24 protein-coding genes are annotated in these 21,155 nt (G+C 69.7%); 14 read left to right on the forward strand and 10 right to left on the reverse strand.

Annotated elements, in window-relative coordinates:
* Positions 1-83: 83 nt before the first annotated feature.
* From LHU95_RS10180 to phnX, 4 genes are all read left to right on the forward strand, one after another.
* Positions 84-272, forward strand: a complete 189-nt coding sequence (locus LHU95_RS10180; protein ID WP_248711249.1) for a hypothetical protein — start codon at positions 84-86, stop codon at positions 270-272.
* Between the two features lie 3 nt (positions 273-275).
* Complete coding sequence (locus LHU95_RS10185) at positions 276-1,643, forward strand: amidase (RefSeq protein WP_248711250.1); 1,368 nt, start codon at positions 276-278, stop codon at positions 1,641-1,643.
* 147 nt (positions 1,644-1,790) lie between these two features.
* Positions 1,791-2,909 (forward strand): TIGR03364 family FAD-dependent oxidoreductase, encoded by a 1,119-nt coding sequence (locus tag LHU95_RS10190; RefSeq protein WP_248711251.1) that lies wholly within the window; start codon positions 1,791-1,793, stop codon positions 2,907-2,909.
* Complete coding sequence (gene phnX / locus LHU95_RS10195; protein ID WP_248711252.1) at positions 2,906-3,721, forward strand: phosphonoacetaldehyde hydrolase; 816 nt, start codon at positions 2,906-2,908, stop codon at positions 3,719-3,721. The genes LHU95_RS10190 and phnX overlap by 4 nt, the downstream gene beginning before the upstream one ends.
* A gap of 216 nt (positions 3,722-3,937) precedes the next feature.
* Here phnX and LHU95_RS10200 read toward each other — a convergent pair whose 3' ends face one another.
* Both LHU95_RS10200 and LHU95_RS10205 read right to left on the reverse strand, forming a co-directional pair.
* Positions 3,938-4,765, reverse strand: a complete 828-nt coding sequence (locus LHU95_RS10200; protein ID WP_248711253.1) for a GGDEF domain-containing protein — start codon at positions 4,763-4,765, stop codon at positions 3,938-3,940.
* Complete coding sequence (locus LHU95_RS10205) at positions 4,762-5,712, reverse strand: tripartite tricarboxylate transporter substrate binding protein (protein ID WP_248711254.1); 951 nt, start codon at positions 5,710-5,712, stop codon at positions 4,762-4,764. The genes LHU95_RS10200 and LHU95_RS10205 overlap by 4 nt, the downstream gene beginning before the upstream one ends.
* A gap of 115 nt (positions 5,713-5,827) precedes the next feature.
* Here LHU95_RS10205 and pdxY point away from each other — a divergent pair, with 115 nt between their 5' ends.
* Complete coding sequence (pdxY, locus tag LHU95_RS10210) at positions 5,828-6,676, forward strand: pyridoxal kinase PdxY (RefSeq protein ID WP_248711537.1); 849 nt, start codon at positions 5,828-5,830, stop codon at positions 6,674-6,676.
* A 56-nt stretch (positions 6,677-6,732) separates the two neighbouring features.
* On the opposite strand, the gene LHU95_RS10215 is transcribed toward pdxY, so the two are convergent.
* Genes LHU95_RS10215 through LHU95_RS10235 form a run of 5 tightly spaced genes read right to left on the reverse strand, consistent with a single transcriptional unit; the run spans position 6,733 to position 10,364 of the window.
* Complete coding sequence (locus LHU95_RS10215; protein WP_248711255.1) at positions 6,733-7,542, reverse strand: TIGR00282 family metallophosphoesterase; 810 nt, start codon at positions 7,540-7,542, stop codon at positions 6,733-6,735.
* The gene (locus tag LHU95_RS10220) at positions 7,539-8,087 is read right to left on the reverse strand and encodes a 5-formyltetrahydrofolate cyclo-ligase (RefSeq protein WP_248711256.1); all 549 of its coding nucleotides are present in this window, start codon (positions 8,085-8,087) and stop codon (positions 7,539-7,541) included. The genes LHU95_RS10215 and LHU95_RS10220 overlap by 4 nt, the downstream gene beginning before the upstream one ends.
* A 19-nt stretch (positions 8,088-8,106) precedes the next feature.
* Entirely contained in the window at positions 8,107-8,490 is a 384-nt protein-coding gene (locus LHU95_RS10225) for a DoxX family protein (RefSeq protein WP_248711257.1), read from the reverse strand.
* Positions 8,487-8,756 (reverse strand): hypothetical protein, encoded by a 270-nt coding sequence (locus LHU95_RS10230; RefSeq protein WP_248711258.1) that lies wholly within the window; start codon positions 8,754-8,756, stop codon positions 8,487-8,489. The genes LHU95_RS10225 and LHU95_RS10230 overlap by 4 nt, the downstream gene beginning before the upstream one ends.
* 3 nt (positions 8,757-8,759) lie before the next feature.
* A complete protein-coding gene (locus LHU95_RS10235) occupies positions 8,760-10,364 on the reverse strand; it encodes an electron transfer flavoprotein-ubiquinone oxidoreductase (protein WP_248711259.1) in 1,605 nt (534 codons plus the stop codon).
* 91 nt (positions 10,365-10,455) lie between these two features.
* Here LHU95_RS10235 and LHU95_RS10240 point away from each other — a divergent pair, with 91 nt between their 5' ends.
* The 3 genes from LHU95_RS10240 to moaB all read left to right on the forward strand — a co-directional run bounded on the left by LHU95_RS10240 (position 10,456) and on the right by moaB (position 13,716).
* Positions 10,456-11,280 carry a uracil-DNA glycosylase gene (locus LHU95_RS10240; RefSeq protein WP_248711260.1) on the forward strand — a complete coding sequence of 275 codons (825 nt, stop codon included), beginning with the start codon at positions 10,456-10,458 and terminating at the stop codon, positions 11,278-11,280.
* A gap of 214 nt (positions 11,281-11,494) precedes the next feature.
* The gene (locus LHU95_RS10245) at positions 11,495-13,183 is read left to right on the forward strand and encodes a lytic transglycosylase domain-containing protein (RefSeq protein ID WP_248711261.1); all 1,689 of its coding nucleotides are present in this window, start codon (positions 11,495-11,497) and stop codon (positions 13,181-13,183) included.
* Positions 13,184-13,188: 5 nt separating this feature from the next.
* The gene (gene moaB, locus LHU95_RS10250; RefSeq protein ID WP_248711262.1) at positions 13,189-13,716 is read left to right on the forward strand and encodes a molybdenum cofactor biosynthesis protein B; all 528 of its coding nucleotides are present in this window, start codon (positions 13,189-13,191) and stop codon (positions 13,714-13,716) included.
* Positions 13,717-13,836: 120 nt separating this feature from the next.
* Here the strand turns inward: moaB and LHU95_RS10255 are convergent, their stop codons facing one another.
* Both LHU95_RS10255 and LHU95_RS10260 read right to left on the reverse strand, forming a co-directional pair.
* The gene (locus tag LHU95_RS10255) at positions 13,837-14,676 is read right to left on the reverse strand and encodes a tetratricopeptide repeat protein (RefSeq protein WP_248711263.1); all 840 of its coding nucleotides are present in this window, start codon (positions 14,674-14,676) and stop codon (positions 13,837-13,839) included.
* Positions 14,677-14,760: 84 nt separating this feature from the next.
* Positions 14,761-15,735 (reverse strand): NAD-dependent epimerase/dehydratase family protein, encoded by a 975-nt coding sequence (locus LHU95_RS10260; RefSeq protein ID WP_248711264.1) that lies wholly within the window; start codon positions 15,733-15,735, stop codon positions 14,761-14,763.
* 102 nt (positions 15,736-15,837) lie between these two features.
* Here LHU95_RS10260 and trpD point away from each other — a divergent pair, with 102 nt between their 5' ends.
* The 6 genes from trpD to LHU95_RS10290 all read left to right on the forward strand — a co-directional run bounded on the left by trpD (position 15,838) and on the right by LHU95_RS10290 (position 20,364).
* On the forward strand, positions 15,838-16,860 hold the full coding sequence (gene trpD, locus LHU95_RS10265) for an anthranilate phosphoribosyltransferase (RefSeq protein WP_248711265.1): 1,023 nt from the start codon (positions 15,838-15,840) through the stop codon (positions 16,858-16,860).
* Entirely contained in the window at positions 16,857-17,678 is an 822-nt protein-coding gene (gene trpC, locus LHU95_RS10270; RefSeq protein ID WP_248711266.1) for an indole-3-glycerol phosphate synthase TrpC, read from the forward strand. Before trpD ends, trpC begins: the two co-directional genes overlap by 4 nt.
* Positions 17,679-17,713: 35 nt before the next feature.
* Entirely contained in the window at positions 17,714-18,148 is a 435-nt protein-coding gene (gene moaC / locus LHU95_RS10275; protein ID WP_248711538.1) for a cyclic pyranopterin monophosphate synthase MoaC, read from the forward strand.
* Positions 18,149-18,158: 10 nt separating this feature from the next.
* The gene (glp, locus tag LHU95_RS10280) at positions 18,159-19,379 is read left to right on the forward strand and encodes a gephyrin-like molybdotransferase Glp (RefSeq protein ID WP_248711267.1); all 1,221 of its coding nucleotides are present in this window, start codon (positions 18,159-18,161) and stop codon (positions 19,377-19,379) included.
* Positions 19,380-19,481: 102 nt separating this feature from the next.
* Complete coding sequence (locus tag LHU95_RS10285) at positions 19,482-19,961, forward strand: hypothetical protein (protein ID WP_248711268.1); 480 nt, start codon at positions 19,482-19,484, stop codon at positions 19,959-19,961.
* 40 nt (positions 19,962-20,001) lie between these two features.
* Entirely contained in the window at positions 20,002-20,364 is a 363-nt protein-coding gene (locus LHU95_RS10290) for a DUF4345 family protein (protein ID WP_248711269.1), read from the forward strand.
* Here LHU95_RS10290 and LHU95_RS10295 read toward each other — a convergent pair.
* Entirely contained in the window at positions 20,348-21,085 is a 738-nt protein-coding gene (locus LHU95_RS10295; RefSeq protein ID WP_248711270.1) for a DUF533 domain-containing protein, read from the reverse strand. The two genes, LHU95_RS10290 and LHU95_RS10295, sit on opposite strands and share 17 nt — an antisense overlap.
* Between the last annotated feature and the right edge of the window lie 70 nt (positions 21,086-21,155).

Here is a 21,155-nt window from a genome sequence, read left to right on the forward strand (position 1 = left end):
TTGGAAGGAAGGCTAGCCCCCGCTTTGCATAACCCGCAAGCATGGCAGTCTATGTTGCTGCGCAGCACCGAGAGAGAGACCCCATGGCCGAGCCGCTTCCCCCCGATCAATTCGCCCTGCTGATGGCCCGGGCGGGCATCAGCCTGCCGCCCGCCGAGGTCGAGGACCTGCGCCACGCCCATGCGAAGCTCCAGGCCATGCTGGAGATGCTGCGCAGCCCTGCCCCCCCGCTGGCCGCCGAGCCTGGCTTCACCTTCTCGACGGAGCGCTGAGGCATGATCCCGACCATTGCCGAAGCCTCGGCGCTGATCGCCGCGAAGAAGCTTTCGCCCGTCGAGCTCATGCGCGAATGCGAATCCCGCATCGCCGCGCAGAATTCGACGCTGCACGCCTTCATCCTGGAAACGCCCGAGCGCGCGCTGAGCGACGCGAAGGCGGCCGAGGCGCGGCAGATGACCGGCGCGCTGAAGGGCCGGCTGGACGGCATCCCCATCGGCCACAAGGATATCTATTCGACGGCGGGCATCCGCAGCACCTGCCATTCGGCCCAGCTCCTGGACAATGTCCCGAGCGAGGATGCCGTGACCGTCGCCAAGTGGCGCGAGGCGGGCGTGGTGCTGATGGGCAAGCTCGCCACCCATGAATTCGCCTTTGGCGGGCCGAGCTTTGACCTGCCCTGGCCGCCCGCGCGCAACCCCTGGGATACGGAGTGCTTCACCTCCGGCTCCTCCTCGGGCACCGGGGCGGCGGTGGCCGCGGGGCTGATCCTGGGCGGCACGGGCTCGGATACGGGGGGCTCCATTCGTGGGCCGGCGGCCCTCTGCGGCATTGCCGGCATCAAGCCGACCTATGGGTTTTGCTCGCGCACGGGGATCTACCCACTGGCGCAGACGCTGGACCATGCTGGCCCCATGGCCTGGACGAGCGAGGATTGCGCCATCCTCCTCGAAGCCATGGCCGGGCATGACCCGACGGACCCCGGCAGCGCCGCGCGCCCCACACCCGCGCTGGATGTGAACCAGGATCTGCGCGGCCGCCGCATCGGCCTGGTGCGCCACATGCATGAGGTGGATGTGCCCGTCAGCCCCGCCACGCTGAAGGGCATCAATGAGACCGCCGAGATCCTGCGCAAGCTGGGTGCGACCGTGGTGGATGTGACGCTGCCCTCCTTGCAGGAGTTCAACGCGGCGGGCTGGGTGACGCTCTCGGGCGAAGCCTGGGCCGTGCATGAGGCATGGATGCGCAGCCAGCCGCTGAAATATGGCGAATATCTGCGCGCGCGCCTGGCCCTGGGCGGCCTGCTTTCGGCGGGCGACTACATTCAGGCCCAGCGCAAGCGGCGCGAACTCATCACGCGCAGCTTTGCCGCCAGCGCCGATGTGGATTTGCTGCTGACGGCGGCGGCCTTCAGCGAGGCGCCGAAGATCCGCGAGGTGCCGAAATGGGCGAGCCTGGAGAAGCCGAATTTCACCATCGCCTTCAATCTGCTCGGCTGGCCGGCGCTGACCATCTGCACGGGCTTTGGCGAAGGCGGGCTGCCGGTGGCGGCGCAGATCATCGGCAAGCCCTGGCAGGATGGGCTGGTGCTGGCGGCAGGGCATGCGGTGGAGCGGGAGAATGGGGCGCGCGCGAAGCGGCCCTGATTGCGAGGGGCTCTGCCCCTCGCGCTCCCCGGCAGGGGACACGTCCCCTGCACCCCTATTTGTTGGAGATGCAAGAACCTGAGGTTCTTGGCCATTATCAAGAATGGGGGAGTTTGAGGGGCAAAGCCCCTCAAGAGGAGACCCAGGATGGATAAAAGCTACGACCTGATCGTCATCGGCCACGGCATTGTCGGCCTGGCCCACGCCCTGGCCGCCGCGCGTGCCGGCCATCGCGTGGCCGTGCTGGACCGCGACGCGCAGCCCAATGGCGCCTCCATCCGGAATTTCGGCTTCGTCACCGTCACCGGCCAGGGCTGGCCCGACACCTGGCGCCGCGCCCGCCGCGCGCGGGAGGTCTGGGCGGGCGTCTGCGAGGAAGCGGGCATCCCCGTGCTGCAACGCGGCCTGCTGATGGCGGCCCGCCGGCCCGAGGCGCTGGCCGTGATCGAGGAATTCGCGGCCGGCCCGATGGGTGAGGGCTGCCGCATCCTCCGTGCCCCCGACATCCCGGCCCCGCTCGCGCCCGGCCTGCTCGGCGCGCTGCATTCGCCGCATGAATTGCGCGTGGAAAGCCGGGAAGCGCTGCCCCGGCTGCGCGCCTGGCTGGCCGAGCGGCATGGTGTTGCGATCTTCCCGCAATGCGCCGCACTGGCGGTGGAGACGGGCGTTGTGCATACGCCGCAGGGCCGCTTCACCGCTCCGCATATCGTGGTCTGCCCCGGCACGGATCTCGTCTCCCTGTTCCCCGAGGCCTTCGCCGCGCGGGGAACCACCTTGTGCAAGCTGCACATGCTGCGCCTGGCCGATCCCGGCTGGCGGCTGCCGGCACCGGTGATGAGCGACCTCGGCCTGCATCGCTATCGCGGCTATCACGCGGCACCCTCGCTGGCCGCGCTGCGCGCCCGGCTGGAAGCCGAGCAGAAGCCGCAACTGGAGAACGGCGTGCATCTCATCGTCGTGCAATCGGCCGATGGCAGCCTGGTGGTGGGCGACAGCCACCATTATGCAGCGACGCCTGATCCCTTCCAGCCCGAGGCGGTGGACGCGCTGATCCTGGAGGAATTCGCGGCCGTGCTCGGCGCCCCGCCGCCCACCCTGGAGCGCTGGATCGGGATTTATCCCTCCGGCCCCGAGGACGCGTTTTTCGAGGCCCCCATGCCCGGCGTGCGGCTGGTGTCCGTCACCTCCGGCACCGGCGCCTCGACCGCCTTCGGCCTGGCCGAGGATGTCCTTGCCGACCTCATGCAGATGGAGCCCGCCCGATGATCCATTCCTCGATCGGAGCCGTGATTCTCGATTGGGCGGGCACCGTGCTCGACCATGGCAGCCGCGCGCCGATGGCGGCCTTCGTGAAGGCCTTCGCGCATTCCGGCGTCACCATCACGGTGGAGGATGCGCGTGGCCCGATGGGCATGGCCAAGCGCGACCATATCCGCTTGGTGGGCGCGGCCGTGAACCAGGCCTGGCGCGCCAGGCACGGCCATGATTTCAACGAGACCGATATGGAGGCGATCTTCGCCGTCTTCGAACCGCTCAACGTGGCCGCGGTGAAGACGCCCGAGCATTCGACGCTGATCGGCGGCGCGCAGGCGGCGCTGGCCTGGTGCCAGGCGCGCGGCATCCGTATCGGCTCCACCACCGGCTATACGCGGCCCATCATGGAGGAACTCGCGCCGCTGGCCGCCGCGCAGGGCTTCACGCCGGAGGTGATGGTCTGCGCGGGGGACCTGCCGGCCGGCCGGCCCGCGCCGCTGCAGATGTGGTACGCCATGGCGAAGATGGGCATCTGGCCGGCCAGCAGCGTCATGAAATGCGATGACACGCCGCCCGGCATCGGCGAGGCGCGCAACGCCGGCTGCTGGGCGGTGGGCTTTGCCCTGTCCGGCAATATCGCCGGTCTCTCGGAGGCGGAGATGGCTGAGGCGAGCGAGGCTGAGCGCGCCGTGATGCGTGCGCGGGCCACGGCCGAATTGATGGAGGCGGGTGCGCATCTCGTGGTGGATTCCATCGCCGATCTGCCGCGCGCCGTGGCTGAGATCGAAGCGCGGATGGCGGGCGGCGAGAGTCCGGCGCTGTAGCGGGCTGCCCGTCGAGAAGCCCAGTTTGCCCGTCCGCCAGCAAGCCCGCTTTCTCGGATTTTTGCCCGAATGAAGGTGCAGGAAACGAGTTTCCTGCCAGGGTGCTCGAGGGGTAGGCCCCTCGGCCCTGCCACTGACTTCTGAGGGCCCGTCTCCCTCGCCACCCGTTGCCGGCCCCGCACCGGTATTCACGCCCCCGCTTCAGCAGAGGATGTCCTACCCCGCGATATGCGTCTGGTTCCGGCCGGCCGCCTTCGCCGCGTAGAGCGCCTGGTCCGCCCGGCTGAAGGCGCGCTCCAGCCCCGCCAGCTCATCGCTCTCCACCGCGGCGATGCCGGCCGAGAGGGTGAGGGCGCGGGCCGGTGCGCCGGGATGCGGCACCGTGGCGGTGATGCCATGGCGCAGCCGGTCCACCAGGGGCAGGGCGTCCTCGGGCGAGAGGCCCGGCAGCACCAGGGCGAATTCCTCGCCGCCGAAGCGGCCCAGCGCATCCCCGGCCCGGACCCCGCCTTGCGCGGCATGCGCCACGCCGCGCAGCACCACATCGCCGGCCGCATGCCCCCAGCCATCATTCACCGATTTGAAGTGATCCACATCGAGCATGACGGCGACGCTGGGCTGGCCTTTCCGGGCCGCACCGGAGAGTGCCGCGAGGGCGCGCTTCTCGAAGCCTGCCCGATTGGGCAGGCCGGTCAGGGGATCATGCTCGGCGGCGGCGGCCAGCTCGGCCTCCAGCCGGTCCCGCTCGGTGATGGCGCGCGTCACGCTGAGGAAGAAGACCGGCACCAGGAAATCCACGCCCAGCCAGACCCATTGCATGACCGGCACCGAGGAGCCGGCCTTGCGAATGCTCTCATCCACGCCGGTGGCCAGGTGCAGCAGCCCGATCGCGGTCATGAGCAGGGCGCCGACCAGCCAGCGGATGCGCCGGTCCGGGCGGGTGGCATAGCCCCGACGCATCCGCCACCCGACCCAGGCGGCGTAGAAACACAGCCCCGCCAACCCGATGCGGCAGATCAGAAACAGATCATCCGCGCCGGTCATTCAGCGCGGATGTTCCCTGCGCGAATCACCTCGCCCCAGGCGGTGATCTCGGCCTGCAGGAATTCGCGGAACTGCACGGGCGAGAAATCCACCACCACGCCGCCCTGGGTGACGATGCGCTCCTGCTCCCGCGGGCTGGTGGCGAAGCGGCGGCCTTCGGCGTTCAGGCGCTGCACGATGGCGGCCGGCGTGCCCGCGGGGGCGACAAGGCCGGACCAGGTTTGCGTCGCATATCCCGTGGCCCCCTGTTCCGCGATGGTCGGCAGTTCGGGCCAGGAGGGGTGGCGCCCGCGCGTCGTGATGCCCAGCGCCTTCAGCCGCCCACCACGGATATGCGGGCCGGAGGAGGATGAGCTGTCGAACAGCACGTCGCAATGGCCGGCCATCGTATCCAGCAGGGCCGGGCCGGAACCCCGATGCGGGATATGCGTCATCTCCACATTCATCGCGCGCGCGAACAACTCGCCCGAGAGATGCGAGGGCGAGGCGACGCCGATCGAGCAGTAGTTGATCTGCCCGCGACGCGTGCCCGCCCAGGCGACGAATTCCTGCATGGTGTTGGGCGGGCGGTTGGTCGGCACCACCATCATCAAGGGCGTGACCGAGGGCAGCAGCACATGCTCGAAGCTGCGGATCGGGTCATACCCGGCCTGCAGCATCTGCGGCAGGATGGAGAGCGGTCCGCTGGCCGTCATCGAGAGGGTGTAGCCATCGGGGGCCGCGCGGGAGACGAGTTCCGTGCCCAGCATGCCCGATGCGCCGGAGCGGCTTTCCACCACGAAGGGCTGGCCGAACACCTCCTGGTAATGCGCCGCCACCAGCCGCGCCACGGCCTCCGTGCCACCCCCGGGCGGGAAGGGGACGATGATGCGGACCGGCCGCTCGGGCCAGCTTTGCGCCAGGGCGAGCGAGGGCAGCAACAGGGCGGCAAGGATGAAGCGGAGCATGGCGGCCTCCATCAAGGGGAGCATCAGCCTCGCATCACGCATGGCCGCCGCGCAAGCGCGCTGCATTCCCCGGCGCATGGACGGCCGGCGCGGCGCGGCCTATGCGTGCGGGGCGATGAACATCCTCTCGATCCAGTCCTGGGTGGCCTTCGGCCATGTCGGCAATGCCTCCGCGATGTTTCCCTTGCAGCGGCTGGGCGCCGAGGTCTGGGCCATCAACACGGTGCAATTCAGCAATCACACCGGCTATGGCGCCTGGCGCGGCCAGGTCTTTGGCGCAGAGCTCATCCGCGATTGCGTGCAAGGCATCGCCGAGCGTGGCGTGCTGCCGGCCTGTGACGCGGTGCTGACCGGCTATATGGGCGATGCGGCGATCGGCGAGGCGATCCTTGATGCCGTGGCGGCGGTGAAGGCCGCGAACCCGGCGGCACTCTGGGCCTGTGATCCCGTGCTGGGCGATGACGGGCGCGGCATCTATGTGCGCCCCGGCATTCCGGAATTCTTCCGCGACCGCGCCATGCCCATGGCCGATATCGCCACCCCCAACCGCTTCGAGCTGGAATGGCTGACGGGGCTGAAGGTGACGGACCTCGCCTCGGCGGAAGCGGCTGTCACGCGGTTGCAGGCGATGGGCCCGCGCTGCGTGCTGCTGACCAGCCTGGACCTGCCGGACATGCCGCAGGATTCCATCGGCATGCTGGCCGCCGAGGGCGGGCGCTTCTGGCGCGTGACGACGCCGATGCTGCCGATCAGCGTGAATGGCGCGGGGGATGCGATCGCCGCACTCTTCCTGTTCCATCGGCTGCGGACGGGGGATGCCGGGGCGGCACTATCGGCCGCCGCATCCTCGGTCTTCGGCGTGCTGCGCCGCACGGCGGAGGCAAGCTCGCGCGAAATCCTGACGGTGGCAGCGCAGGCGGAATTCGTGGAGCCGAGCCGGATTTTTGCCGCCGAACCCTGCTGAACCAGGCCAGAGCGCGAGAGGGCTTTGCCCTCTCGCGCTCACCCCCCTCCCCCCCGCTACGGCAGCACCTGGCTCAACCGCCCGCCCAGGCGCAGCGGGGCCACGCGGGTGGCAAGGCCGGTCGCGTCATCGGTTTCCACATAGAGGCCGCAGAGCGTCGCCTCGCCATCGGCGGGGGCAAGTTTCTCGCCGGGCATCTTCTTCCAGAAGCGCATGGCGGCACCGCCCTTCTGCATGCCGATGATGCTGTCATAATCGCCGCACATGCCGGCATCCGTCTGGTAGGCGGTGCCGCCGGGCAGGATCTGGTGGTCCGCCGTGGGGACATGGGTGTGGGTGCCGATGATCAGGCTCGCCATGCCATCGAAGCTGTGGCCGAAGGCCTGTTTTTCGCTGCTCGCCTCGGCATGCACGTCAATGATGGCGGCCTGGATGGAATGGCCGAGCTTGTGGCGCTGCAATTCGAGCTGGACGGCGCGGAAGGGATCATCCAGCGGGTCCATGAAAAGCCGGCCCATGACGTTCATCACCAGCGCGCGCCGCCCGCCGCGCACCTCCACCACCACAGCCCCGGCACCTGGCGTGCCGGGCGGGAAATTGGCCGGGCGGATGACGCGCTTTTCCTCCTCCAGGAAGGGGATGATCTCGCGCCGGTCCCAGGCGTGGTTGCCCAGCGTGATGACATCGGCGCCGGCGGCGAAGAAGGCGCGCGCCATGTCGGGTGCCAGGCCGAAGCCGTGGCTCGCATTTTCGCCATTCACCACGACGAGGTCGAGGTCGAGCCGGCTGCGCAGGCCGGGCAGGCGCTCCGTGAAGGCATCGCGCCCGGAGCGCCCGACGATGTCGCCGAGAAAGAGGATCTTCACGGGCGGATCAATCCCAGCTCGGTGGCGATGGCGGTCAGGCGGATGTCATGCGGGCCGGTCGGCACCTGGGGGATCTCCTGCGTGGAATAGGCCACACCGATGGCCTTGGCGTGCCGTAGCAGGGCGAGGGTGCGGTCGTAATACCCCCCGCCATAGCCCAGCCTGGCGCCGCTTCGGTCAAAGGCGAGCAGCGGGATGATCAGCCAGTCCGGGATGACGGGCGCGCCTTCGGCCGGGTGCTGTGTGCCCATGGGGCCGCGCGCCATGGCGATGCCCGGCCGCCAGGGGCGGAAGAAAAGCGGCTGGCCGCGCGGCGGTGTCACCGGCAGGGCGATGGCGTGGCCGCGCGCATGCAGCGCATCGAGCAGGGGGCGCGTGTCAATTTCGCTGCCCATCGGCCAGAAGCCGCCGACCAGCGCGCCGCGCTGTGGCGGGGCCTCACGCAGGATGACGTGGCACAGGGCCTCGCCCGCGCCGGGAATGCCACGCCGGGCGGCGAGGCATTGGCGGCGAAGGGCGGCCTTCTCGGCGTCGAGCGGGTTCACCGCACATCATCCACGGGCCTCACCCCCGCTTGCGCGCATCCAGGCTCCAGGGCCCCGGGCCGGCCAGGACCAGGTACAGGAACAGGAAGCAGAACAGCACCGCCGCATCACCGCCATTGCTGGTCGGCCAGAAGCTGCGCGGGGCATGGGCGATGAAATAGGCGGAGGCCATCAGTCCGGACATCACGAAGGCGACGGGGCGCGTGAACAGCCCCACCACCAGCAGCGCGCCGCCGATTGTCTCCAGCGTCGCCGCCGCACCCAGCATGGAGAAAAGCTCCGGCGCGGGGCGGGGGGAGGGCGGGTAGCCGAAGAGCTTCTGCGGCCCATGCAGGAAGAAGACCAGCCCGGTCACGATGCGCAGCACACTGAGGCCATAGGGGGCGAAGCGTTCGAGCATCATGTCTCGGCATCCACGACGCGCTGCGCGTGCAGGCGCAGATTGCCGCAATTGTTGCACACCAGCGCATAGACCGGCACATGCGGCGGCGAGGCGGGGATGGCGCCCGCGCCGTCAATCATCGGCAGGGTGACGGACCAGCCAGGCCCACCCACCAGCGTCCAGGCATTCTGGCCGCAGGCCGGGCAGGGGCCCTGTGCCCCCCGCTTGGGCAGGAAGGCGTTGATCTTCTCGGCATCGCTGCGCGTGTCGTCTTGGTCTTTGGCCATGAACTACATCCCTCCGGGATAATTGGGGCCGCCACCCCCCTCGGGCGTCTTCCAGTCGATATTCTGCGATGGGTCCTTGATGTCGCAGGTTTTGCAATGCACGCAATTCTGGGCGTTGATGACAAGGGCTGGTTTGCCCTCCTCCACCCCCACCGCCTCATAGACGCCGGCCGGGCAATAGCGGCTCTCGGGGCTGGCGAAGCGCTCCCAGTTGGTCCCGAGCCATTTGCCCGGATCGCGCAGCACCAGATGCGCGGGCTGGTTTTCCTCGTGATTGGTGTTGGACAGGAACACCGAGGAATTGCGGTCGAAGCTCAGCACGCCATCCGGCTTGGGGTAGGTGATGCGGGGCGCGTCGGCGGCGGATTTCAGCTGGCTGTGGTCGTCATGGTGGCCCATCGTCCAGGGCGCCTTGCCCTTGAAGACGTAGGTGTCGAGTGCCGCATTCACCATGCCCCCCCAGAAGCCGAATTTCGCGAAGCCCGGGCGGATGTTGCGCACGCCCTCCAGCTCGGACCAGAGCCAGGATTGCCGCAGCAATTCAGGGTAGCTGTCCAGGCCCGCGCCCGCGATGGCCTCGGCCGCCACCATGCCGGATTTCATGGCCAGATGCGTGCCCTTGATCTTGGGCACATTGAGGAAGCCCGCCGTATCGCCGATCAAGGCACCACCGGGGAAGGTGAGCTTGGGGATGGACTGGAAGCCACCCTCATTCAGCGCCCTGGCACCGTAGGAAATCCGCTTGCCGCCGGCCAGCATGGGCGCCACCGCCGGGTGGTGCTTGTAGCGCTGGAACTCGTCGAAGGGCGAAAGCCAGGGATTGGGGTAATCCAGCCCGACCACGAAGCCGATGCTGACCAGGTTCTCCCCGAACATGTAGAGCCAGGAACCGCCATAGGTGTCCGAGGGCAGGGGCCAGCCGGCGCTGTGCCAGATCAGGCCGGGCTTGTGGTTCTCCTTCGGGATTTCCCAGAGTTCCTTGATGCCGATGGCAAAGGTCTGCGGGTCGCATTCGGCGCGCAGGTTGTAGGTGTCGAACAGCTTCTTGGTCAGACTGCCGCGGCAGCCCTCGGCGAAGAGCGTGGTAGTGGCGCGCAGCTCCATCCCCGGCTGATAATCGCCGCCCTTGCTGCCATCCTTCACGATGCCCATGACGCCCGCGACGACGCCCTTCACCACCCCCTCCTCGATGATCGTCTCGGAGGCGGCGAAGCCCGGGTAGATTTCCACGCCCAGCGCTTCGGCCTTGGCCCCCAGCCAGCGCGCCACATTGCCGAGGGAGACGATGTAGTTGCCCTCATTGTGCATCTGGGGCGGCGTGGGCAGCTTGAAGGCCCGGGTCTCGGTCAGCAGCATGAAGCGGTCTTCGCCGGCGGGTGTCGCCAATGCCGGCGGGTCCTCGCGCCAATCGGGCAGCAGCTCATCGAGGGCGCGCGGTTCGAGCACGGCGCCCGAAAGGATATGGGCCCCCACCTCGCCACCTTTTTCGACGATGCAGATGCTCATCTCGGGCGAGAGCTGTTTCAGGCGGATCGCGGCGGCCAGGCCCGCGGGGCCGGCGCCGATGATCAGCACATCGAATTCCATCGCTTCGCGCGTCTCGCTCATGGTCCTGGCCTTTTCGCAGCAAAATCTCGTGAAGTGAAACTAGACGAGGTGCCGGTTTCGCGTAACCCGCTTCGCGCGCTAGAAGAAAGTCATGTCGCTTTCGCCCGAAGACACCGCGCTGCTGGCCAGCCTGCGCTGGCAGATCGCCATGGGCGCGGATGAGGCGATCCTCGCGGATGCGGTGGCGCGGGCGGCGCGCGTGGCGCCACCCCCCGCACCGCCCCCCGCACCGCAACGCCAGGCGGCCACCGCCACGGCCAGCCCCACCCCCCTGCGCAAGGCCACCCCGCATGGCGAGGCGGCGGCCGTGCTTGCGGCGGGCGCGAACAGCCTGGAGGAACTGCGCGCCGCCATGGCGGAATTCACCGGCAGCCCGCTGCGCGAGACGGCGACGAACCTCGTCTTCAGCGATGGCATCCTGGGCGCGCCGGTGATGGTGATCGGCGAGGCGCCGGGGGCGGAGGAAGACCGCCTGGGCAAGCCCTTCGTCGGCGCCTCGGGCCAATTGCTGGACCGCATGTTCGCCTCCATCGGAATGAGCCGCGCGCGCGACCTCTACATCACCAACATCCTGCCCTTCCGCCCGCCCGGAAACCGCACGCCGACGGATGCCGAAATCGCGCTGTTCCTGCCCTTCGTGCTGCGCCACATCGCCCTGGCGCGGCCGCGGCTGCTGGTGCTGGCCGGGGGTGTCGCGGCCAAGGGACTTCTTCAATCGCGCGACGGGATTACCCGGCTGCGGGGTCGTTGGCACCAAGTATCAATACTTGACGCAAAAGTATTGAATGCCATGCCGACCCTGCATCCCGCCTATCTGCTCCGCAACCCCATCGCCAAGCGCGATGCATGGGCTGATCTGCTGATGTTGCAACGCGATATGAATGATGGCGGGATTGGGGCGGGAGCTAAGTCTTAACATCAGGATTGTCTGACGCGGCACGGATAGATGCCGCCGGCGAAATCAACGCTTGCTTTACGATTAAGGACTGGTTAGGGCTGGCATCGTCATGCGAGCGCTCTGCCCCATGGCCCGCACTCTGCCCGGCCTGGTTGCCGGGTTTCTTTGCTTCGGCGCCGGGCTTGCCCCGGCCACCGCCCAGCGGGCCCAAGAACAGACCGCCCCTTCCCAGGTGCGGACCCGAACCCCCTCCAGCCCGGCCGCCATTTCGGGGCTGCCGCAGCCCATGGGAGCCGCCGATGCGGCCCGCATGCGGCGCGCCTTCGAGGCGCAGGCGCGCGGCGATTTCGCCACCGCCGCGCGGGAGTCCGAAAGGCTGGATGACCGCCGGCTGATGGGCCATCTCCTCGCGGATCGGCACCGGCGGGGGGAGCCCTCCCTGCATGAAATCCAGGCCTGGCTCGGCGATTTCGCCGATCTGCCGGACGCCCCGGCGCTGCATGACGCGCTGCTGCGCCGCCTGCCCAGCGGCGCCACCGCCCCCCCGCCGCCCAGCCAGCCTGATCTCTCGGCCGAAATCCTCCCGGAGGACCGCGCCCCGGCCGAGCCCCCCCTGTCCCGCGATACCGGGCTGGAGCGTGCGGTCCAGGCCCGCCTCAATGACGGCAACCTCGATGCGGCGCTGGGCCTGATCCGCGCCCGGCGTGGCCTCAGCCAGGCCTATCTCGGGCAGCTCAAGGCCGAGATGGCGCAATCCCTGTTCCGCCAGGGCCGCGACGCCGATGCCTGGGCCATCGCGCAGGAGGGGCTGCGTCTGGCGCCCCAGAACGCCCAGGCCGCCTACCAGGCCGGCCTCGCCGCCTGGGGGATGCAGAATTACGAGAGCGCCTATACGGCGTTCGAACGCGCCGCGCGCAATGAGCAGGCGGCTCCCACGCTGCGCGCCGCCGCCGCCTTCTGGACCGCGCGTTCGGCCGTGCGCGCCCGCCGCCCGGCGCAATATGTCCCCTGGATGCTGCAAGCGGCGCAGGAGCCGCGCACCTTCCACGGCATGATCGCCCGCCGCAGCCTGGGCCTGCCGCCCGGCCTGGTGTGGGAACGCGATGTCGCCAATGAATCCCGCGCCCAGGGCCTGGCCGAGACGGCCGGCGGCTGGCGGGCGCTCGCCCTGCTGCAGATCGGCCAGCGGGAGCGTGCCGAGGCGGAGCTGCGCCTGCTGCAACGCCGCACCCGCAATAATTTCCAGGTCACGCAGGGCATCCTCGCCGTGGCGCAGCAGGCGAATATGCCGGGCCTCGCCGCGCAGGTGGCGACGGCCGCGCAGCTGGAGGATGGCCGCACGCGGGATGGCGCGCGCTATCCCCTGCCGGTGCTGCTGCCCAATGGAGGGTTCCGCATGGATCCCTCGCTGCTTTACGCCCTGGCGCTCCAGGAAAGCCGCTTTGACCCGAGCGCCATCAGCCGGGCCGGGGCGCGCGGATTGCTCCAGCTCATGCCGGCCACCGCCAGCTATGTGGCCAATGACCCCTCCCTGCGGGCGGAGGGCGTGGAGCGGCTGCATGATCCGGGCTTCAGCCTGGAACTCGGCCAGCGCTACGTGCATTACCTGGCACGGCATGAGGCGGTGCGGGGTGATCTGATCCGCCTGCTCGCGGCCTATAATGCCGGGCCGGGCAATCTGACGCGCTGGCTGCCGGCCGCCCAGCGCCGGGCGGACCCGCTGCTCTTCATCGAGAGCATCCCCGTGCATGAGACGCGCAGCTTCGTGACCCGCGTGCTGACCTTCAGCTGGATCTACGCGCATCGGCTGGGGCTGCCGACCCCCTCGCTCGATCAGATCGCCGGGGGTGGGTTTCCGAGCTTCGCCAGCGTCGAGGAAGTGACGGCCATGTTGCGCGTGACCTCCGCCCGCCCCAATTAAGCGGCATGCCGATTGACCCCGCCCTGACCTTCCTGCCCGTGAACATCGCCGTGCTGACGGTGAGCGACACGCGCAACATGACCACCGACCGCTCGGGCGAGACCTTGCAGGCCCGCATCGAGGCCGCCGGGCATCGCTGCATCGCGCGCGAAATCCTGCGCGACGAGGCGGATCTGATCGCTGACAAGCTGCGCGCCTGGATCGCCGACCCCCTGGTGGATTGCGTCATCACCACGGGCGGCACCGGCATCACCGGCCGCGATGTGACGCCCGAGGCGTTTTCCCGCGTGGTGGAGAAGGAAATCCCGGGCTTCGGCGAGTTGTTCCGCATGCTGAGCTACCAGAAGATCGGCACCTCCACGATGCAGTCCCGCGCCCTGGGTGGCGTGGCGGGCGGGACCTATCTGTTCGCGCTGCCCGGCAGCACGGGCGCCTGCAAGGATGCCTGGGACGATATCCTGGTCTGGCAGCTCGATGCGCGGCACCGGCCGTGCAACCTGGTGGAATTGATGCCGCGGCTGATGGAGCGATAGGCGGGCAGCATCACGCGGCTAGAGCATGTTCCGATCGCAAGAGCTCACTTCGCAAGCTCCAGCCTATTGTTTTCGAGCATCTTTACCCGTCCGAACGATTCCGTTTGAACGGATGATGCTCTAACGCCGTTGCGGCCCCAATTCGTTCAGCTGGATATTCTGCGCCGCCAGATCCGCCGCCATCGTATCCGGCGCCAGCTGGATCGCCCGCTGCCAGTCATTGCGGGCACCGGCCACATCGCCGCGCAATTGCCGCAGGATGCCGCGTTCCAGCAGCGCCTCGGCGTTTTCGGGCGCCAGGACCAGGGCGCGCTCCACCGCCAGGAAGGCCTGGTCCACCCGTTCCAGATGGCGCAGGGCGGCGGCGCGCAGCACCCAGGCCTCGGCGCGCTCCGGCTCCAGCGCCAGGGCCGAGTCCAGATCCTCGATGGATTCCCGATAGCGCTGCATGGCCGCCAGCACGACCGAGCGATCCACCAGCAATTCGACATCCTGGGGTGCCAGGGTAAGGGCGATGGTGGCGGCGGCGAAGGCGCGGTTGGGATCACCCGCCATCATCCACGCCTGGGAGGCCTGGCCAAACACGGCCGCCCGCGCCACGCCGCCCGCGCGCGTGCTGTTGCCCAGCCGCTCCAGCCGGTCCGCCGCGCGGTCAGGCTCGCCCAGGCCCAGCATGGCGAGTGCGATGCAGTGCCGCGCGCCATCCCCGCCGCCCGTCGCGTCCCAGGCCTGGGCGAAGCGCATCGCCTCATCCGGGTCGTCGCGCAGCAGGGAGAGGCAGCGGTCATATTCCGGGCCATCGGCGATGCGCGGCAATTCGGGCGGGAGGGGGAGGTTGTCCAGCGTGGGAATGCTGGTGGCGCGCTGGGTTTCCGGCGCGGGTGCGCGCTGGAACCAGACCGCACCGCCCGCCGCCGCCGCCAGGGCCAGCCCCACAAAGATCAGCAATGATTTCCGCACGGCGGGCAACCTATAGCAAAGGGCGGGCTGGGGGAATCTCCCATGCCGCCGAAATGATCCATGCGAACAGGCTGATAGCGCGCATCACCCGAAATAGCCCCGCCACCATTGCACGAAATGGCCGAGGCCGCTGCGCAGCTCCGTGCTGGGCTGCCAGTTGAAATCGCGCCGCATGGCCGAGGTATCGGCAAAGGTATTTGGCACATCGCCCGGCTGGTTCGGGACCAATTCGCGGATCGCCTTGCGGCCGAGGAGTTCTTCCAGGATATCCAGGAAATCCAGCAGTTTTTCCGGCCGGCTATTGCCGATATTGTAGAGCCGGTGCCCGCCATCCGCCGCCGGATGATCCAGTGCGGCCATCACGCCCGAGACGATATCCGCCACATAGGTGAAGTCCCGCAGCATGCGCCCCTCATTGAACAGTCGCACCGGCTGGCCCTTCAGGATGGCGTCGGTGAAGAGCCAATAGGCCATGTCCGGCCGGCCCCAGGGGCCATAGACGGTAAAGAAGCGCAGCCCCGTCAGCGGAATGCCGTAGAGATCGGCATAGGCGCTGCTCATCGCCTCATCGGCGATCTTGGTCGCGGCGTAGAGCGAGGCGGGGCGGTCCACGCGATCCGTCTCGCGGAAGGGGCCATCCATCCGGCTGCCATAGACGGAGCTGGTGGAGGCATAGACCATGTGCCGCAGCCCCGGCGCATGGCGGCGCGCCGCTTCCAGCACGGCCAGATGCCCGGTCACATTGGCCGCCGTATAGGCGAAGGGCGCCTCCAGCGACCAGCGCACGCCGGCCTGGGCGCCCAGATGCGCGATATGGGTGATGTCCGGCCGCGATTGCACAAGCTCCGCCACGGCGTCGTGGTCCGCCAGGTCCATCCGGTGGAAGCTGAAGCCGGGTGCCGTGCCGATCAGCGCATCGAGCCGCGCCTGCTTCAGCGCCGGGTCGTAATAGGGATTGAGGTTATCGAGGCCGATGACGGTATCGCCCCGCGCCAGAAGCGCCGCTGAAAGATGCGCGCCAATGAAGCCCGCCGCACCCGTGACCAAGATAACCGCCATGCGCCCCCTATGGCCTGTTTTTGGCGGAACCGCCATGCGCCCTATAGTGGGGGGCCAAACACGCGCCCCACGGCAGGACTCAGAAAGGTCAAACAACCCCAGATGAACGGCCTAAAGCCCATATTGGCCCGCCTCGCCGCGGGGGAACGCCTGGCCGAAAGCGAGGCCGAGGCCGCCTTCGGCATCATCATGGCGGGTGAGGCGACCCCTGCGCAGATCGCCGGCATGCTGATGGCCATGCGGGTGCGCGGTGAAACCGTGGCGGAAATGACCGGCGCCGTGCGCGCCATGCGTGCCCGGATGATCGCGGTCGAGGTTCCGGCGGACGCGATGGACGTGGTGGGCACGGGCGGCGATGCCTCGGGCAGCCTGAACATCTCCACCACCGCGGCGATGGTGGTGGCCGGTGCCGGCGTGCCGGTCGCCAAGCACGGCAACCGGGCGCTTTCCTCGAAATCGGGGGCGGCGGATGCGCTGGCCGCACTCGGCATCAACCTCGATGTGCCGCTGGAGCGCCTGCCGGATGTGATTCGCGAGGCCGGGATGGTGTTCCTGCTGGCCCCCCGCCACCATTCGGCCTTGCGCCATGCGGGTGGTGCGCGGGTGGAGCTGGGAACGCGCACCATCTTCAACCTGCTGGGGCCCCTGGCCAATCCGGGCCGGGTGAAGCGGCAGATGACCGGCGCCTTCTCGGCCGAATGGCTGCAACCCATGGCCGAGGCGCTGGGCCGCCTGGGCACCGAGGCCGCCTGGGTGGTGCATGGGCAGGGCATGGATGAACTGGCGATTTCCGGCCCCTCCGAGGTGGTGGAGCTGGCCCATGGCAAGACCCGCCGCTTCACCGTCTCGCCCGAGGAGGCGGGGCTGCCAAGCTGGCCGATCGAGGCCATTCGCGGCGGCGAACCGGCCGAAAATGCGGCGGCCCTGGTGGCGCTGCTGGAAGGCCAGAAGGGCGCCTACCGGGACATGGTGCTGCTGAACGCCGCCGCCGCGCTGGTGGTGGCCGGCCGCGCCGCCGATCTGCGCGCCGGTGCGGGGCTTGCGGCCAGCAGCATTGACAGCGGCCGCGCTCTGGATGTTCTCATCCGCCTCCGCCGTGCGACCACCGAGGCAACTCCTGCATGAACGCTGAAGTCATTTCCGATACGGGCCTTTCCGACACCTTGGCCCGCATCCTGCGGGACAAGGCGGAGGAGGTGGCTGCCGCCATCGCCGCCACCCCCCTGGCCGAGATGGAGAAGCGCGCCCTCGACCAGCCCACCCCGCGCGATGTCACGGGTGCCCTGTGTGCGAAGATCGGCGAGGGCCGCACCGGGCTGATCGCCGAGATCAAGCGCGCCTCGCCCTCCGGCGGCCTGATCCGTGACCCGTTCGAGCCGGCAGCCCTGGCCCGTGCCTATGAAAGCGCGGGTGCGGCCTGCCTCTCCGTGCTGACCGACGGGAAATGGTTCCAGGGCCAGCCGGCCGACCTGATCGCCGCCCGCGGTGCCTGCGCCCTGCCGGTGCTGCGCAAGGATTTCATGATCCATCCCTTCCAGATCTTCGAGGCCCGCGCGATGGGTGCCGATGCCATCCTGCTGATCATGGCGGCGCTGAGCGATGACCAGGCGAATGAGCTGGAGGATGTGGCCCGCAGCCTGGATATGGCCGTGCTGGCCGAAGTGCATGACGCGCGCGAGATGGAGCGGGCGCTCGGTCTGCAGACGCGGCTGATCGGCGTGAACAACCGTAATCTCAAGACCTTGGTGACCGATCTTGCCACCAGCGAACAGCTCATCCCCATGGTCCCGGCGGACCGCATTCCGGTCGCGGAGAGCGGCCTGCGCACGCCCGCCGATCTGCGCCGCATGGCCGAGGCCGGCGCCTATTGCGTGCTGGTGGGCGAGCATCTGATGCGCCAGCCCGATGTGGCCGAGGCGACGCGGGCATTGCTCGGCACGTGACGCTCACGCATTTCGACGAGGCCGGCCGCGCCGCCATGGTGGATGTGGCCGGCAAGCCCGAGACAGAGCGCCTGGCCATCGCGCGCGGCCGCGTGGTCATGGCGCCCGCGACGCTCGCCCTCATCAGCGAGGGCCGCGCGGGCAAGGGCGATGTGCTGGGTGTTGCGCGGCTGGCCGGCATCATGGCCGCCAAGAAGACGAGCGACCTTATTCCGCTGTGCCACCCGCTGATGCTCACCAAGGTGCGCGTGGACCTCACCATCGCCGAACCCGATACGGTCGAGATCGAGGCGCAGGTCAGCGTCACCGGCCGCACCGGCGTCGAGATGGAGGCGCTGACCGCCGTCAGCGTCGCCGCCCTGACCGTCTATGACATGGTCAAGGCGGTGGATCGCGGCATGCGGATCGAGGGGCTGCACCTGGCCCTGAAGGAGGGCGGCAAGTCGGGCCGCTTCGAGGCCGCGCCATGACCGCCCCTACATGATTTCGCTGGAGGAGGCACGCGGCCGCATCCTGGGCGGGCTGCACCCCACCGGGCCGGAGACGGTGGCGCTCGCCGCCGGCTGGAACCGCGTGCTGGCGCGGGACGTGGTGGCGCGGCTGACGCAGCCACCGGCCGATGTCTCGGCCATGGATGGCTATGCCGTGCGGGCGGCCGATGCCGTCACCGGCGCCAGCCTGCGGATGACCGGCGCGGCCCCGGCCGGGCGGCCCTTCGCGGGCGCCGTGGGGCCGGGCGAGGCGGTGCGCATCTTCACGGGCGGCTTCGTGCCCGAAGGGGCGGATGCCATCCTCATCCAGGAAAATGCCCGGCAGCAGGCAGGCGCCGGCGACGCGGCGGCCGTGCTGCACGTCACGGAAGGCGTCGCCGCCGGGCGCTGGATTCGCCGGCGCGGGCTGGATTTCGCCGAAGGCAACACGCTTCTGCCGGCCGGCCGGCGCCTGACGGCGCGGGATATCGGCCTCGCCGCCGCCGCGAACCACCCCTGGCTTGTCGTGCATCGCCGCCCGCGCATCGGCATCCTGGCCACGGGCGATGAGATCGCGTTGCCGGGCGAGCCCCTGCCGGCGGGCGGCATTGTCAGCTCCAACGCCCATGCGCTGGCGGCTCTGGTCACCTCCGCCGGGGGCGAGGCGATCATCCTGCCGATCGCGCCCGATGACGCGCAGCGGATCGCGGAGCTGGCGGGCTCGGGCGGGTATGACCTGCTGGTGACGACCGGCGGCGCCAGCGTGGGCGAGCATGACCTGGTGCAGAAGGCCCTGGGCCAGGATGGTTTCGTGCTGGATTTCTGGAAGATCGCCATGCGGCCGGGCAAGCCGTTGATCTGGGGGCGGCTTGGCGCCATGCCGGTGCTGGGGCTGCCGGGCAACCCCGTCTCGGCCATGGTCTGCGGCGTGGTGTTCCTGCTGCCCGCCCTGGCGCGCATGCAGGGCCTGCCCGATGGCGGCCCGCGCACCATTCATGCCGTCAGCGGGGCGGATCTGCCGGAGAACGACATCCGCGCCGACCACCTGCGCGCCATGCTGACACCCGGCCCCGATGGCACGCCCATCGCCACACCGGCCGGCCGCCAGGACAGCTCCATGCTGGCGGTCCTGGCGGCGGCGGATGGCCTGATCCTGCGCGCGCCCTTTGCCCCCGCCTTGCCGAAGGGCGGGGTGGTGGAGGTGGTGCCGCTCGGCGCGCTGGGGGTGTGAAGGGCGAGGGGCCAGCCCCTCGCGCTCCCTGGCAGGAACCTTAGGTTCCTGCACCTCCCTTCGCTTAGGCTGCTGCTGGATCGGACCAGTTGGGAGGGGAAGATGTTCAGGGTTTTCCTGGGGGGGCTTCTGCTGGCGGGGCCTGCCTTGGCGGAGCCCGGCGCATTCCTGGCGCAGGGCAATGCCTGGCGCGCGCTGGATGAATTCGGCGCGGCACTTGCCGCCTATGATGCCGGCCTGCGCGAGGCGCCCGGCCGCGCCGATCTGCTGGCCGAACGCGCGCTGACGCTGCATCGCCTGGGCGAATTGGCCGCGGCCGAAGCCATGCTGGCCGCCGCCATCGCCGCCGCCGGCCCGGCGGACAGCGTGCCCCATACCGCCCGCGCCGGCCTCGCCCTGCTGGCCCGGCAGGATGCGGCGGCAGCGGCGGACCTGGCGGAGGCGCTGCGCCGCGCACCTCAGGATTCGCGCGCGCTGGCCCTGCTTGGCCTGCTGCAGGCCCGGCGCGGCACGGGCCCGGCCCCCGATGCGCGCGTGATGGACGGGTTGCGCCACGCCTTCGGGCCCTGGCTGAACGAATAGGCCGTTGCATCCGGCGGCCCCCGCCGCGCGTAGTACCGGCATGCTGACCCTTGCCATCCGCCTTGCCTGCTGCGTCCCCATCCTGGCCGGGGGGGCTGGGCTCCTGCTGGGCGTGGCCGCGCTGGGCGAGGCATCCGGCCCCGCCACCGGCAGCCATCTGCGCTATCTCTCGGGGTTGCTGCTGGGGATGGGGCTGGCCGCCTTCTGGTGCGCGGGCGATCTGCGGCGGCGGGGTGGGGTGTTCGCGCTGCTCTGCGGCATCTTTGTGCTGGGTGGTCTTGGGCGCGGGCTCGGGCTGCTGCTGGAAGGGCTCCCCCCCTGGCCGCATCTGCTGGCCCTGGGGATGGAGTTGGGCGTGGTGCCGGCGCTGTGGCTCTGGGCGCGCCTCAGCCGGGCGGCTTGACCAGGGCCGCGCGGATTTCGGCATCGAGCTTCGCGCGCAGGCCATCGGGCAGCTCCAGTGCGCCGGCCAGGGCCTCCAGATAGGCGCGCTCGGCGGCACCGGCGGCGCCGATGATGAGCGCCGAGGCCGTGTAGAGTTCCGCCTTCTGGGCGTCGGTGATGGCCAGCCGCGCAATCGCCACGGGGTCGGCCGGCGTGTCCAGGATGCGGAACAATTCGGCCTTCTCGCCGGGGTCGAGCTGCAGGCGCTCGGCCTCGGTGAAGATGCGTTCGCGCTCGGTCGGATCGAGGGTGCCATCGGCATGCGCGGCCGCCACCATGGCGCGGACCAGGACCAGGCCGAAGGGCTCGTCATCGGCCCCCTTGGCCGCATCCTGGGCGAATTCCGCTGGCGCAGGTGTTGCAGGCTGGCCGGGCTGCTGCGCTTTCCAGGCTTCAAAGGCGCGATGGGCCAGCACGCCGATCACCGCCATGCCGCCGATCCGCAGCAATCCCCCGCCGCCCCGCCCGCCCGTGAGGGAGCCCAGCAAGCCGCCAGCCGCGGCGGCGCCGACCGTGGGCCCCATCGGCGATTTCAGCCGGCCCAGCATTTCGGTCAGGGAGCCGCCATTGGCGCCGCCCAATCCGGCGAGCAGGCCGTCGAGCCCGCCCGCGCCCCCGCTCGTGCCTCCGCCCTGGGTGGTGCGACCGAGCAACTCTGCGATGATCCGCTGGAAATCCATGCCGCGTCTTCTCCCTGCCTGGCGCGAGATCCGCGCCCCTGCGGGTTTGAACGTCGGATGGCGCGGCGGG

Source organism: Sediminicoccus sp. KRV36, assembly GCF_023243115.1.
Classification (GTDB): domain Bacteria; phylum Pseudomonadota; class Alphaproteobacteria; order Acetobacterales; family Acetobacteraceae; genus Roseococcus.

What these genes read in the sequence shown, in the direction of transcription:
- LHU95_RS10290 (WP_248711269.1), top strand. Translation starts at nt 20,002, where the DNA reads ATGCTGACCCTTGCCATCCGCCTTGCCTGCTGCGTCCCCATCCTGGCC.
- LHU95_RS10200 (WP_248711253.1), bottom strand. Translation starts at nt 4,765, where the DNA reads ATGACCGGCGCGGATGATCTGTTTCTGATCTGCCGCATCGGGTTGGCG.
- LHU95_RS10225 (WP_248711257.1), bottom strand. Translation starts at nt 8,490, where the DNA reads ATGATGCTCGAACGCTTCGCCCCCTATGGCCTCAGTGTGCTGCGCATC.
- LHU95_RS10235 (WP_248711259.1), bottom strand. Translation starts at nt 10,364, where the DNA reads ATGAGCGAGACGCGCGAAGCGATGGAATTCGATGTGCTGATCATCGGC.
- LHU95_RS10180 (WP_248711249.1), top strand. Translation starts at nt 84, where the DNA reads ATGGCCGAGCCGCTTCCCCCCGATCAATTCGCCCTGCTGATGGCCCGG.
- moaC (WP_248711538.1), top strand. Translation starts at nt 17,714, where the DNA reads ATGGTGGATGTGGCCGGCAAGCCCGAGACAGAGCGCCTGGCCATCGCG.
- LHU95_RS10190 (WP_248711251.1), top strand. Translation starts at nt 1,791, where the DNA reads ATGGATAAAAGCTACGACCTGATCGTCATCGGCCACGGCATTGTCGGC.
- LHU95_RS10205 (WP_248711254.1), bottom strand. Translation starts at nt 5,712, where the DNA reads ATGCTCCGCTTCATCCTTGCCGCCCTGTTGCTGCCCTCGCTCGCCCTG.
- trpC (WP_248711266.1), top strand. Translation starts at nt 16,857, where the DNA reads ATGAACGCTGAAGTCATTTCCGATACGGGCCTTTCCGACACCTTGGCC.
- LHU95_RS10295 (WP_248711270.1), bottom strand. Translation starts at nt 21,085, where the DNA reads ATGGATTTCCAGCGGATCATCGCAGAGTTGCTCGGTCGCACCACCCAG.
- LHU95_RS10230 (WP_248711258.1), bottom strand. Translation starts at nt 8,756, where the DNA reads ATGGCCAAAGACCAAGACGACACGCGCAGCGATGCCGAGAAGATCAAC.
- trpD (WP_248711265.1), top strand. Translation starts at nt 15,838, where the DNA reads ATGAACGGCCTAAAGCCCATATTGGCCCGCCTCGCCGCGGGGGAACGC.
- phnX (WP_248711252.1), top strand. Translation starts at nt 2,906, where the DNA reads ATGATCCATTCCTCGATCGGAGCCGTGATTCTCGATTGGGCGGGCACC.
- LHU95_RS10285 (WP_248711268.1), top strand. Translation starts at nt 19,482, where the DNA reads ATGTTCAGGGTTTTCCTGGGGGGGCTTCTGCTGGCGGGGCCTGCCTTG.
- LHU95_RS10185 (WP_248711250.1), top strand. Translation starts at nt 276, where the DNA reads ATGATCCCGACCATTGCCGAAGCCTCGGCGCTGATCGCCGCGAAGAAG.
- moaB (WP_248711262.1), top strand. Translation starts at nt 13,189, where the DNA reads ATGCCGATTGACCCCGCCCTGACCTTCCTGCCCGTGAACATCGCCGTG.
- LHU95_RS10260 (WP_248711264.1), bottom strand. Translation starts at nt 15,735, where the DNA reads ATGGCGGTTATCTTGGTCACGGGTGCGGCGGGCTTCATTGGCGCGCAT.
- LHU95_RS10240 (WP_248711260.1), top strand. Translation starts at nt 10,456, where the DNA reads ATGTCGCTTTCGCCCGAAGACACCGCGCTGCTGGCCAGCCTGCGCTGG.
- pdxY (WP_248711537.1), top strand. Translation starts at nt 5,828, where the DNA reads ATGAACATCCTCTCGATCCAGTCCTGGGTGGCCTTCGGCCATGTCGGC.
- glp (WP_248711267.1), top strand. Translation starts at nt 18,159, where the DNA reads ATGATTTCGCTGGAGGAGGCACGCGGCCGCATCCTGGGCGGGCTGCAC.